Origin of the sequence: Pedobacter psychrodurus (assembly GCF_032678585.1) — a bacterium.
Classification (GTDB): Bacteria; Bacteroidota; Bacteroidia; order Sphingobacteriales; family Sphingobacteriaceae; genus Pedobacter; species Pedobacter psychrodurus_A.
Genome location: NZ_JAVTSN010000029.1, coordinates 67,899 through 80,511 on the forward strand (window position 1 = coordinate 67,899; position 12,613 = coordinate 80,511).

7 protein-coding genes are annotated in these 12,613 nt (G+C 39.5%); 4 read left to right on the forward strand and 3 right to left on the reverse strand.

Annotated features, from left to right (window positions below; translation table 11 throughout):
• Window positions 1-179: 179 nt before the first annotated feature.
• Window positions 180-3,089 carry a hypothetical protein gene (locus tag R2S57_RS18645; protein ID WP_316846455.1) on the forward strand — a complete coding sequence of 970 codons (2,910 nt, stop codon included), beginning with the start codon at window positions 180-182 and terminating at the stop codon, window positions 3,087-3,089.
• A gap of 93 nt (window positions 3,090-3,182) precedes the next feature.
• On the opposite strand, the gene R2S57_RS18650 is transcribed toward R2S57_RS18645, so the two are convergent.
• From R2S57_RS18650 to R2S57_RS18660, 3 genes are all read right to left on the reverse strand, one after another.
• Window positions 3,183-3,602, reverse strand: a complete 420-nt coding sequence (locus tag R2S57_RS18650) for a hypothetical protein (RefSeq protein ID WP_316846456.1) — start codon at window positions 3,600-3,602, stop codon at window positions 3,183-3,185.
• The gene (locus R2S57_RS18655; protein WP_316846457.1) at window positions 3,599-4,456 is read right to left on the reverse strand and encodes a hypothetical protein; all 858 of its coding nucleotides are present in this window, start codon (window positions 4,454-4,456) and stop codon (window positions 3,599-3,601) included. Before R2S57_RS18655 ends, R2S57_RS18650 begins: the two co-directional genes overlap by 4 nt.
• A 624-nt stretch (window positions 4,457-5,080) precedes the next feature.
• Window positions 5,081-6,412 carry a M43 family zinc metalloprotease gene (locus R2S57_RS18660; RefSeq protein ID WP_316846458.1) on the reverse strand — a complete coding sequence of 444 codons (1,332 nt, stop codon included), beginning with the start codon at window positions 6,410-6,412 and terminating at the stop codon, window positions 5,081-5,083.
• A 131-nt stretch (window positions 6,413-6,543) separates the two neighbouring features.
• On the opposite strand from R2S57_RS18660, the gene R2S57_RS18665 reads away from it, so the two are divergent.
• The 3 genes from R2S57_RS18665 (at window position 6,544) to R2S57_RS18675 (ending at window position 11,951) form a co-directional block, all read left to right on the forward strand.
• Window positions 6,544-9,192, forward strand: coding sequence for a hypothetical protein (locus R2S57_RS18665; RefSeq protein WP_316846459.1), 2,649 nt, complete (start codon window positions 6,544-6,546; stop codon window positions 9,190-9,192).
• Between the two features lie 5 nt (window positions 9,193-9,197).
• Window positions 9,198-10,154, forward strand: coding sequence for a hypothetical protein (locus tag R2S57_RS18670; RefSeq protein WP_316846460.1), 957 nt, complete (start codon window positions 9,198-9,200; stop codon window positions 10,152-10,154).
• Between the two features lie 117 nt (window positions 10,155-10,271).
• Window positions 10,272-11,951 (forward strand): DUF262 domain-containing HNH endonuclease family protein, encoded by a 1,680-nt coding sequence (locus R2S57_RS18675; RefSeq protein WP_316846461.1) that lies wholly within the window; start codon window positions 10,272-10,274, stop codon window positions 11,949-11,951.
• Window positions 11,952-12,613: the final 662 nt, after the last annotated feature.

A 12,613-nucleotide genomic window follows, 5' to 3' on the forward strand; every position in this document is an offset into this window, starting at 1 on the left:
ATTTTTCGCTCGGCGTTTAATGCTGGTGGTTTATCCGCTTTTTTTTAAGGTCTTTAATTTCAATTCGTGTAGCTATCCCGTTATGTATATTTTTTCCTTCTGGTCTCTGTTGGGTAAACCGTATGGCTTGCGCGTTAATTTTAACCCGTTTTATGGTATAAGAAATATAAAAATATTCAATGAAATTTAGAATTTACTTGAAATATATACTTCTTTTATTGATTTCTCTGATCTGGACAGATATCACAATTGCTCAGTCCTGGGGAAACGATGACAAGGAAATTGAGGTGAAGATTCGTCCCGATACCCTCAGATCAATATTGGGATCGATAAAGGGAAGGGTAAAGGACAGTACTTATAAATATGTATTGAGCAGCGCAACGGTTTCTGTTTATAAAAATATTGATTCCAGCCTTTTGAAATTTGTTCTGCCTAATAATTTTGGCGAATTCAGCATAGGGAAATTACCTCTAAATATACCATTAAAGCTCATCATTACCCATGTACGGTATACGCCTTATAAAAAGATATTCAATCTTCATGCAGATAAAAGTACAATAGACTTCGATTGGATCTATATGTTCCAGAGCAGTGATCAGTCAAATAACTTAGAGGATGTAAATATAACAGCCCAAGCGCCTGTGCGTATGAACGGGGACACCCTGGAGTTTAATCCCAAGGCTTTTAAACTGGATGTCAATGCAACAACGGAAGATCTGATCAGGGTACTGCCGGGGATGGTTGTCTGGGGAGATGGTGATATTACCTATAATGGTAAGAAAATAAATTCTCTACTAGTTGATGGTAAGCCTTTTATGGGTGGTGATTTTACCGCTGCTACCCAGAACCTGCCTAAAGAAGTACTGGATAAGGTGCAAATATATAGCCGTCGAAATGAAAAAAACCCACTTGATTCTACCTTAAATGCCAACCTTAAATTAAAAGATGATAAAAAAAACGGCTACTTCGGTAAATTAAGTGCTGGATATGGCACCAAAGATAGGTTTGCCGCAGATGGCATGCTTGGCGTTTATAATAAAAAACTACAGATAAATACTGTTGGAGCATCCAATAATGTCAACAGGACTGCGGATGATATCAATACTTTGATCCGGTTCAATAGTTTTAAAGGGGATGGGAACAATATGGATTATCAACCTGATTTTAAAAGGGCAGGTATCAATTTCAGTACGGTCGCAGCTACGAGGTTACAATATGACTTCATACCGGAGCTTAGCGATAGGAAAAGCCGTAGGCTTACGGTTGATTATTTTTTTAAGAATAACAACGAAACTATAGAAAATACCATACTTAATAATATTATTTTAAAAACTGATAGTATTTTAAGTAATCATAATACCAGCCAGAATAAAAATATCGGCACAAGTAACAATATTTCAGTTAACTATGCCCATCAGGACAAAAGTTTCGATCTTACCATATCGGGTGATGCAATTATAGGTCAGGCTAATAATACTGGCCAGAATATAGGTGTGCAGACCCGAACGGGGACCATTGGGCAACTGGGTAACAATAAGAGTTTGATAAGCAGTCAGGACTTATATAGGAAAATCGTGTTTTCAGCTCAGTTCAATTACCAAAAGGAGCATTTGGATATTGATGGGAAGAAAAAAAGAAAAAAGAACCTGTTGGACAATTTTAGCCTTGGTTATGGCCTGGCCTACGATGCGCACAGAAATGAGCTTAACAACCGGTCTTCGATATTGTCCGCTGTCGATCCCGGGGCAGACAAGTTTTTCGATAGGCAGTACGATCGGGAAAGTATAAGTATGTCACATACGTTTAATATAACATATCCAAATTTAAGAAAATTATTATTTGGTTTTGGAAATCTGGCAGGAATCAAGATGAATTTAAGCGGTACTTTAGCTTTTAATAAAAACGAAATAAATGATCTGGTATCTGATCTCGTTACCAGTTCGCAGCAAAGGGAGACAAATCTGAATTTGACGAATATTCGCAACGAAAGGGTACAGAATTTACAGCCCGAATTGAATTTTAGTAAAAATTTTTATAATGGGCTTACCAACAGGTATAACAAAAGTCTTGATATTTCGGTTTCAGCTAAAGTACAATATTATGGCTGGCAAAGTTTAGCTGCCCAAAGGCAGCAAAATCTTGGTTACCAATATCACAATTTTATCCCTAACTCATCGATAAGTTACAATAACCATCAGTATGGACGTTTCGAGATAAAAAGTGCATTAAATTTTAATACCTATGTAAATTACCCCAGTGTCGATCACCTAGCCCCGCTTGTAGATAGCGCCAATGTCTGGTACATCCCAAAAGGTAACCTGGCGGTAAAGCCAGAATACATAAAAAGTTTTGCCTGGAAAACCAGCCTGGAAAGCAGGAAATCAAAAAATCCTTACCAAATAGATTTCAGCCTGGATGGTAATTTTTCTGATAACAAAATATCAGACAGTGTTTTTTACGATATCATTGGCCGGATGATAAATTATAAAGTAAACATAAAAGGAAATAAATATTGGCACATGGGCACTTATTTTAGAAAATCTTACAGCCCCAATAAAAATAATACTTACCGTTTTAATATTTGGTACAACCATTATAGTTATCATACTCCCCTTTATCTGGATGCAAACTTGATAAGTTCAAACAATCAAAATAACAATTTTGATGTAGAGTTATCCTATAGTTTTTTGGATATTGTGAATATAAATGTCAAAGAAGGTTTAAGTTTATACAAAAATGTGCAAACATTAAATGACAGCCATTACAATGGACAAAATAACTATACACGCTTTAGTGGCAGCTTGCAACTTCCGAAAAATCTGACATGGAGTACTAATGTTGATTTGAATACCAATAAAGCTGAAAACCAATCCACTGTAAATTATACCATTTGGAATGCCAGCCTGACTTACCGCTTTATGCGGGGGGAAAACTTTGAAATTAAGTTGTCTGCTTTGGATTTGTTAAAGCAAAACAAAAATGTGGTTAATAGCACCAATAGAAATGTCCAAACATTTGGTTTTAATAATGTATTACAACAGTGTTTTATGTTTGGTTTAGCCTATTATCCGCGTAAATTCGGTAAATAGATGATAAGAAAGAATTGCCGCCCGACAATTCGTCAAAAATTTGTACAATGTATTTTTTCTGCCCCTGTAGCGCCAAACTCCTGTTTGCCTAAGTTATTTGTTGTATTCTCGACTTTGTTGAAATAGATTTTCAATGCTATTTTTCACAATGGGATTTGACAGTATTTCATTAACTTTGGTCATAAAGCCAGGTTCTGATATGTTATCGTATTTGAAATTATCTTCAAAATGATTGATTATGTCTACGGGGAAACGCCCTGTTTCACCATATTCTGCAACGGATAAAATTTTTCGTCTGAAATTCCCTAATTTTGGGGCTACAACGAAAAGTTTATATACAGCAGCAATTCTATTTGCATTACCGTCCCAAATTGCATTGACCGCTTCTGTTTCTAAAGTTAATTCTCCTGCTGATTGTTCAGTTAACCCAGACTTTAAATCGTTAAGGTAGTCTAAAGCCGATTTTTGTTTATTTTCTGTAAAAGAAAATTTTTCCCAGATGTTATCGATCATATTGTCAAAGTTATAGTTATTGGTAAATGGTCTGAATATTTTTCGTCAGGTCTATTATACTTTTTTAAAATAGGTTTTCCTGCGATTATAGTAATAATTTTTGTTGATTTTTTTGTGATATGGTCTTTTAGTTCTGGTCGTAATAAAACTTGGTCAAAAATATTCCATTCTTGGGAAACGTGTCCAGATGTTCTAAAGTACATCGTTCCGAAGGGAACGGTTTCATCTCCCAAAAAATTCCACATAGGATTGTAAAAATACTTATAAAAAGTTCCATCTATTTCTCTACCGTCTTTTTCGATTGTTAAATATTCTAAGTCTTGCAATCCGTGAATCCCATTGGATGCAACCATACCGTGTTCAAATGGATTCATATTAAAGTCACCGATCAGAATTGAATTAAAACATTTCGTCTCTTGCTCTACAATTGAAATGTCTCTAGCAAAATTTACGCACTCCAAAGCAAGGCTAGTGTCTGACCAGTTTACCTTGGAATAAAAATGAACAGGAAAAAGATTAAATTTTATAATTCCTGGAATATCGATGAAAAAAGCAGACCAGCGTGAGCTTTTAAAAAGATTGTTTTTAAGTTGAAAGGCTGTGGAGGAAAGTCTCGAAATAACTTTGACTCTGAAATCGTCATTTGGAATTATATTGTAGGTTGAAGTCAGTATAATTTTAGATTTGCTGATAAAGTCAAGTAAAATGTCATCGACAGTAGTCCCTCTTTTATTTTTTTTGCTTTTTTCAGATTCTGCAAGTAGAAGAATATCCACATCATTTTCTTTGACGAAGTCCACAAGCACATCACCTAAGTCAGTATTATTATTTATGTTCCAAAATGCTATGGTCATCGTTGTTGTGAGTGGTTATAATTACCGCTACCTCCCAAATATACGCAAGCATGCTAAATTTTGAAAGTGCAGAGTTATATATATGAATTCGATCAAATAAATGTTTGCATTTTTGTTGTGATACATTTCCTGGATACGTCTTTAGGAAAAGCGTATCCAAAACAGTAGTCTGTGTTTTATTGATGATCTTCGGCAGCCGCCATACACTTGCAAAGGAAGGTATAAGATAGATTATCATTCATGGTGCAAAAGTTATCTGTCTGTCTGTTTTAGCAATAAAACCGTTTTGATTGATTTTTAAGGTAATTATATCATGGTTGAAATGATGGAGATCGGCAAGCTATTTATGCCGGTGCAATTATGTTTATCGTTAGCATATAATTTCACTTATTGAATTCACGCTTTCTGTAAGTAGTTCTCTATCTTCCCGTCAGTTCGCTCCTTATGAGTAAATGGATACATCGGTCAGAAAGCGTTTTAGTTGAATACTTAATTAATAAATTATGAAATCTTCAGATTTCAACCTCGAAAAGGCGATTTCCGTCACGTATGCTTGAATAAATCAGGGTAGCCTCATAAGCTAGAGGCTCAGTTAAAAGGTCATCTTGATGTTTTAACAGATATCTATTTGGATGATTTTGGTACTGGCCTGTCAAGCAATTTCGCTGTCTCAAAAATATATGGGGTGCTTTGGGTGCTGGGGGAATCATTGTCGAAGAAGGTTCTGACGATTATTTCATAGGTTTCTCCCGGCATCAGGTTATCCAGGGTGATGGCGTTGTTGTTGGTGTTGTTTGGCTTCCAGAGTTTACTTTCGATGGGCCTGGTCAGGACAATGTAGGACTTTGCGTTTTTGGATGGTGTCCAGGATATATACTTGCCGGTCTTTTTCCCCGGTGACTTTCCGGGAATGTCAATCAGGTTGGTAATCACGGCTGCGTGTGCATCGTTTCTTATCGATTGATCAACCAGGGTGATGTCGTTTATGAACCCGTTATGAAGGAAGCTTGCCCGTTTCCCTCCTTCAACGAACATGGAGCGCATCCGCTCCATCTGTTCACAGGTGAACATTACTAGAATATCATCTGCGCTGAGGTCCATGAAATTCATGAACATGTCCCCACAACTGTCTATGCTACAAATGCTTTTTCTGGGATATATGGGGATTCCCTGGCTCGAAAACTCTTGGGGTGGGGTATCGCCGATATGGTCGTCACCGCATTTTTTGTCTCCCCATATATGGATCAGGCCAAGCCAGTGACCCACTTCATGGGTAAGGGTCCGGCCTTTTTTTATTTTTGGATTGGTGGCTGCAAGGGCGGTGGATCCCAGTGCTGTGTAATTCAGGACTATTCCGTCATAGATTCCAGGGCTGTTTGATGGTGATGCATAACCCAGGAGCGGTTCCCTTCCACGGCCGTCGTTGATCGAGCCGATCCAAATGTTCAGGTACTGTGTACTGGCCAGGCCATCGGATCCTTTTGTCTTCGAGAATTTTATTGGATCCATTTTCCGCTTTTCTGCATTACGGTTCCCGCAGTTGAATTCTTTAACGCTTGTTTCCACATGTTTGATCTCTTTCAGGTCGAAGTAAAACTTACAGTTCGCGATCCGCGAACGGAATTCATAGGGTACTTTGTCAAGGTCTGAATTGACCGCAGAGAAATCAATGTTCAATTGTTCGATCTGCTCCCTGATCATTTCATCGGATAGTTTCTGGTCGGGTAGGGTTGGATTATACACCAGGTGCACCACAACGGGTATCCGGATTGTGCCGTTCATGTAAGCAAGCTTTGTCTGTAAGGTTGCCTCATCGGGCAGTTTGCCGGTTGTTTCGCCCAAACCGGGATAATCTTTGAGGATGATCTGGCAATAGCTTTCGCTCGAGCAGTTTAGCTGTGCCTGTACAAATTGGGAGGCAACGCAAAACAGGGCAGCTAAAAAAAATCTGAGCATAACGTTAATCGTATGTTCTAAATTAGTGAAAAAATTATGACGGGCAAAAATATATTATTTATAAATTTTTGTAAGTTAGGTAGTTAACTGGTGTTTTTTTACTATTTTAGCATAAATTAGCCACTCAAACTATGTCTGCTCTCCGCACAGGTTGGTACATTTTCCCATGGAAAATCGTTGCCGCACTTTTGGTAACTTTTGTAAGCTCTAGCGCTGTTGCGCAAAAAGATTCACCGGTAAGCCCAAAAATTATTAACCTTTCTGTAACCGCCGATGGACGAATTACCGTTCCTCCTGAACGTTTCAGCCTGATAGAGGATCAGTTATACCAGCTCAAAATAAATGTGGAACCATCGGAAAAGTCCCACAATGAGCTCATCACCTTTTTTAGGGACCGGCTGAAAGCCCATTCTGAAAGGATAAATGATCCCACAGATGAGGCCTGTAAAGCTTATCAACTTTTATTTGGGACCAAAGGGGATTTTGAAAGTTATAAAACAGAAGTGGCCGACCTGCTCACGATCTTTAAGGAAGAAAAAACAGCAGATATAAAGCAAAAGCTTTCAGAAAGGGCAACTACCGATTTCCCGCATTTCCATGGAAGGGTATTTTTGGTTGAACAGTTTTTTGGGGATATCCATACGGTAAGGGTTAATAGTGATGGTAATTCCAAAACAGTATCTACCGGTTTCGATAAACCTGTTTCGGTAGAAATGGAAGTCCAGAAGTTTAAAGTGCATCAGATCAATCTTGATGTGAGGGTGAGCGATATGAAAAAAAACTTTATCGCCAGGTATTTTGCAAAAAGCCGTGAGAATATAAAAGGCATACTCGACACCCTTAAGGTCAAATCTTTCTACACGGTCTCAGTTGACAGGGAAATCAGGCAGCTTAACGAATGGAGAAAAAATGCACTTGAGCAGCTTAACGCCATTGATATAGACAATGTTTCTGAATTATGTTCTACCGGTGGGGTTAATGGTTATAATACTTTTAAGTCTGGTTATGAGCGCAATCCGCTGATCAAACTTTTGAGGGCGAACTGGCTTGTGTACTGGGGCTGGTATACAGATTCCCAGATCAAGCTCAACCCATTGGATTTTACCGATCCCGGTTTATTGCCTCTTAAGGAAGGATTTGATACTTTGCAGGCAAACAACTTTGATATTTACGTAAAAAATAGTATCAGTAGGTCTTTAGACCTGCACTCTGAGCTGCCCATCTCTACCACTAAATTTGATTCCCTTAACCGTCAGATGGAGACAGGGAAAGAACGTTACAAATTTACAGATGTCAATGAGAAAACCAAGGCGCTTAATGCTAAAAACATGGCTTCTGCACAGGCTATAAGGGTTGGCATTGATTCGCTGACTTTTAGGGTACTGGATAAGAACAGTGTCAGGACAAATTTCATCAGGGTTTATGATGCCTCGGGTAACTTAATGCCCTCAAAGGAAACTGAGACTGAAGCCATACCGATCAAGACACATGTCGAGGCAATGGCCTATAACCTAAAGGCAAAACAGGTATTCTCTCTCACGCCAACATTTGTAGATATTTCAGGTAAATCCTCGGCGAATGAACAGCTTGATGACGCCGTAGGTATGACCTCGGTACTGGGTGCTCTTGGTGGTGAAGCGGCAATAAGTCTTGGGTTAGTACAGAAAACGTTCGCAGGTGTCTCCGGAACACCAAAGGTGACTATCAAAGCACCGGTCAGTGTGGATCCTCTCGCAAGGCATGACAATACTGAAAAAGCGAAAAGTGTTGTTTTTATCCTGAAGGTAGAATATTCTCATGGCGGTATCTCGCTGTTCCAGATGGATGAAGAGAAAAATATTGAGGAGGAAACTGATCTTGGAGGGCCGGTTGATCAGGCACTTAAAAAGGTCCGTATCGTGGAATGCAAAGAACTCACAGATGCAATTTATGCAGAAATCAGGAAAAAATTTCCGCCCATGGAGCGTTCATACAGTACCACTGCCGATAAATTCGATAAAATACGCAAGCGTTATATCGATGGCTTTACAACAGGAGTGGAAGCAATTATCCTCGCGCAGGTTCAACTTAAAGCAAGGTTGATGTTTGAAGATATCAGGGATAATTATTCCGCTCTTACCCTGGCAGAACTTGTTTTAGCTGAAAAGAGTTTTGTAATCCCGCCAAAAGAAATTAAGGTACAGGATGATCCCCAACCTGCATTGTATTATAACAGGTTTATCCCCATTGCCGATCAGACCAGTCCGAAGGAGATTTCGCTCACTCTTTATGCAGTGACGAAGAAGGACACTATCAAAAGGACGGATACTTATAAAGTTTCAAGGCCTCAGTATATAACCGGAAGCCTTGGTTTGGCCTATATAACAAAGAAATTCAGAAGGAGTGATGTTACCGTTGCAAATGGGGTAATAAGCAATGCAGCAGATGAGGAGCAGGCAAGGGTAATTGCTGGTCTGCACGTTCATATCTTCCCCATTTTACAGACAAACGATAAGTTTATATCGAGGTTAAAGGGCGAAGAGCTGCTCAGCCGCTTTTCGGTTTTTGTGGGTGTAAGTTTTCCAAAACCCTTGTACAATCCCCACCTGGGGCTGACTGTAGAACCCTGGCCCAGTATAAGGATCACAGGCGGTGCACATTTTTATAGGAGGACCAGCCACACCATTATCAATGACCAGATTGCAGATGAGCAGTCAAAGTATGTTTATAATGCTCCGTTTCTTGCCCTTACCATCGAGCCGGCAACTTTTGTCAAGTTAATAGGATCTTTAATCAAATAGGTATTATGAAAAAGCTGTTCCCATTTTTTTATCTCGTGCTGATCCTGATTGGATGCGGCAAGGTGCCTCAGGGCGATCTCTCGGGCGATGAACAGATGATTGGCCGTTTGTTTCTGTCCGAACCTTTAATCAACCAATTGGCAGACAGCCCCCTGGCGAAGAAAAAAGTGACCATCCGTTATGCTGACGCAGCAGACAAGGAAAATTATCTTTTCAGCACCACAACCGATGCAGAAGGCTATTTTGTTTTTTCCAACTTAAAAAAAGACATCTTATATACGGTAGTGTACCAGGAGACTATTGATAGCATTCTATATGAATCAAGGGACAATAGTTCCATACCTACCAATAAACTGGTGGTTACCGCTGAAATGGCCAAGAACAAGCAGAATGGGCTTATTGTAACCGTGGGAGATGCTTCGATGTCCCCACTTAAAGATGCTGAAATCTGCATATTCACCAATCCATTGAGCCCCGGCTATGTTGCCGGGAAATGTGAGGGCAGTTCCTACACCTTGAAAACTGACGCAAAAGGCAGGGCAAAGTTATTCAATATTACTTCAGGTGACTATTATTTCGTTGCCTCAAAGCTTGTTAACCAACAGACATTGACAGGTAAGGCCAATACCAGCATTTCCAATACGGTAAAAGAAGTTCCGATTACGCTGGAGGCACCAAACGGGATTCATTTTTTAACCACTGACGCTAATAATGAGATCATACCGGCAGTTAGCATATGTGTTTTTACCAGCAAGATTCTTTTTGACCGTGATGTCTGCGAGGGCAGTAACTTTCAATTGAATTCGGGAACTGAGGGGGAAGCAACAAAATATTCAATTGCTCAGGGGACCTATTATGTTCTTGGAATGAAGGTATTGGGGAAAGATACCCTTATTGCACGGCAAAGCCTCACTGTCGGAAAAGGAATTGCCCAAAGTGTGCTGAAACTGGAGAAAAAATAATATAACGGGCTGTTAACGCTATGCTGTTTGAAATAAAAATCCGGTAAATAAAGGTTGAAAAATATTATTGGCCGATATTTTTTAATTGCTTAATATCACAGGCTCAAACCTATATTAATGCCGGATATTTTAACATTACCAAACCTTGCAAAAAAGAACGAGTCTCAAAGCATCAGACAACTATTTGAAAATTCTGGACAAATAAGAATCCCGGCCTACCAACGGGCTTACAGCTGGGAGCACAAACAGTGTGCGCAGTTTCTGGATGACCTGGTTGAGCAGCAGGGTAGAAAATACTATCTTGGACAGATACTTTTTGAGCATGAAGATGAGGTACTGTACATCATCGATGGGCAGCAAAGGCTCACTACAACAGTAATCTTTCTTTCAGCTCTGGTAAGAATCTTTGAGCTCAGGGGGAGTGAATCGCCCGGGATCAAAAGCGTGTATCTAACGGATGTATTTGAAACCATTGAAGATGACCAGACTATATTTAAAAAAATAACCCGAAAACACCTGGTATCCAGTACAGAAGATACAGAAACTATTTCTCAAAGGAGAATCATTGAAGCGTTTACCTATTTTCGTGATGAGTTGGACAAGCTTGACGTTCCGACACTCGAAACCATTGGTACTACTCTGGAAAATGCAGTGATCAGCACTTTTTTTATTGCCAGTAAGATTGAGGCAACCCAGGTTTTCGAATACCAGAATAACAGGGGGAAGGAACTTTCACGCTTTGAGGTAATCAAGGCATACCTGATGCACCAAATCCATCTCCAGAGTACGAATGTTAAACAGGCCAACAAAGATATTGCCCAGGTACAACAGAAAATGTCAAGGATCTACAGGTATATTGAGGGGGTTGAGGGCTATTTTTCTGAGAATGAACTGCTCGATAATTATTGTGCGCTGTTTTATAATATGCCCGCATCTGTTGATGCTATCAAACAGCACATTGCAAGAGCACAGCAGCAGGATAGAACAGCCTGGATTGTGCTTTTTTTTGAAAACCTTGTGGATTTCTGTCAGAGCGCCAAAAGTGTTTTTAACGCAAAGGGCAGGCCTGAGATTTCCAATTTGTTTTTTATAGGTACTGAGGTAAACTGGAAACTCGTACTGTTGTCGATGTTTTATAAAGGGGAGGTCTCGGGAGACCTGGTGTCAAGAATATTCAAGCTGCTCGAGATTTTATGCTTTAAGCTCAAGTTGGGTGATTATCGCACCGATTATCTCTACAAATATACAAGGAGATATTTTGACCCCGCTGAAAACTACAGCCTGGAGGATTTATATGGTGATATAAGGAATTCAGCGGAATTCGGATTTAAGGACTATTGGAATCATAATGGACATTTTAAAAATATTATAACAACTCACTTTGAGGTGAATAAACATCATTATTCCAAGAGAAAGGCAATCAAGTTTATTTTGTGGCAATATGAGAATGAACAAAGGATTAATAACCGCTCAGGTTTACTCCTAGATAAGGATTTATATGATAGTTATACCATAGAGCACATTTGCCCACAACATCCTGATGGAATAGTTTACTCCGATATCTTCAAAGCAGAACACCTGCACCGCGCAGGTAATCTTGCCCTTTTGACGCAAAGCCAGAACAGCAGGTTCGGTAATAAGTCTTTTGATCAGAAGCTCGAACTTTTTCAGGATACCGCCCTATCAAGTTATACCGAAATCCGCCACAAGCTCACATGGACCGAATTGGAAATCGGGGATAGACACGAAAACATTGCACGGTTCGTCAGGAGGTATTTTGAAATCGAATATATTTAAATTCCTGATCGCTGGTAAGCCCAGGGGATAGTGCAGAGCTTTGACCAGGGGAGAACAGGATTGATCTTAAATATTCTTATGGCACCAGTTTAGCGGACAGCTCCTTTTCGGCACTTTAAAAAGTGCCGAAAAGGTATTTCATACCGGTTTATTTCTAGAAAAAGGACAAACAGCTCTGAAACTGATTTATCCCGTAATGTGGATTCTCTTCTTTTTTAAAATTAACTTTTCTTTTCAATGAATGATTGGATCCGGTGGGCACCACTGATCTCTTGTTCAATATTGCTGTTTTTCTCAGCCGGGCTTTTCTTAGTCCATTAGCAGCTCATTCAGAGCTCAATGAAGCCCATTTGGGCTCAAAAATTTCTTTCTTTTTCTTTCTGAGATACGTTTGGATCAGGAAACTAATATAACAGGTTTCCCAGCTAATATGATATCTGCAAAAAAAAACTTTCCCCACTTATCCGGTCGGTTTTTGAATCTGATTAGGGGAGTGTGTTCGGCGGATACTGTGCTTAGTGTTGTGCTTTTTCTTTCACAAGTGCACGGGGGATGTAGCTAGATGAGGCTATTAAGATTAAATGTTGGCTGTGGCCTTCAATAATAATACGATTAGCTATCTGGCTATTACAGAATTTTTTAACATGCCTTATGGCAGCTGT

What these genes read in the sequence shown, in the direction of transcription:
- R2S57_RS18645 (WP_316846455.1), top strand. Translation starts at nt 180, where the DNA reads ATGAAATTTAGAATTTACTTGAAATATATACTTCTTTTATTGATTTCT.
- R2S57_RS18650 (WP_316846456.1), bottom strand. Translation starts at nt 3,602, where the DNA reads ATGATCGATAACATCTGGGAAAAATTTTCTTTTACAGAAAATAAACAA.
- R2S57_RS18655 (WP_316846457.1), bottom strand. Translation starts at nt 4,456, where the DNA reads ATGACCATAGCATTTTGGAACATAAATAATAATACTGACTTAGGTGAT.
- R2S57_RS18660 (WP_316846458.1), bottom strand. Translation starts at nt 6,412, where the DNA reads ATGCTCAGATTTTTTTTAGCTGCCCTGTTTTGCGTTGCCTCCCAATTT.
- R2S57_RS18665 (WP_316846459.1), top strand. Translation starts at nt 6,544, where the DNA reads ATGTCTGCTCTCCGCACAGGTTGGTACATTTTCCCATGGAAAATCGTT.
- R2S57_RS18670 (WP_316846460.1), top strand. Translation starts at nt 9,198, where the DNA reads ATGAAAAAGCTGTTCCCATTTTTTTATCTCGTGCTGATCCTGATTGGA.
- R2S57_RS18675 (WP_316846461.1), top strand. Translation starts at nt 10,272, where the DNA reads ATGCCGGATATTTTAACATTACCAAACCTTGCAAAAAAGAACGAGTCT.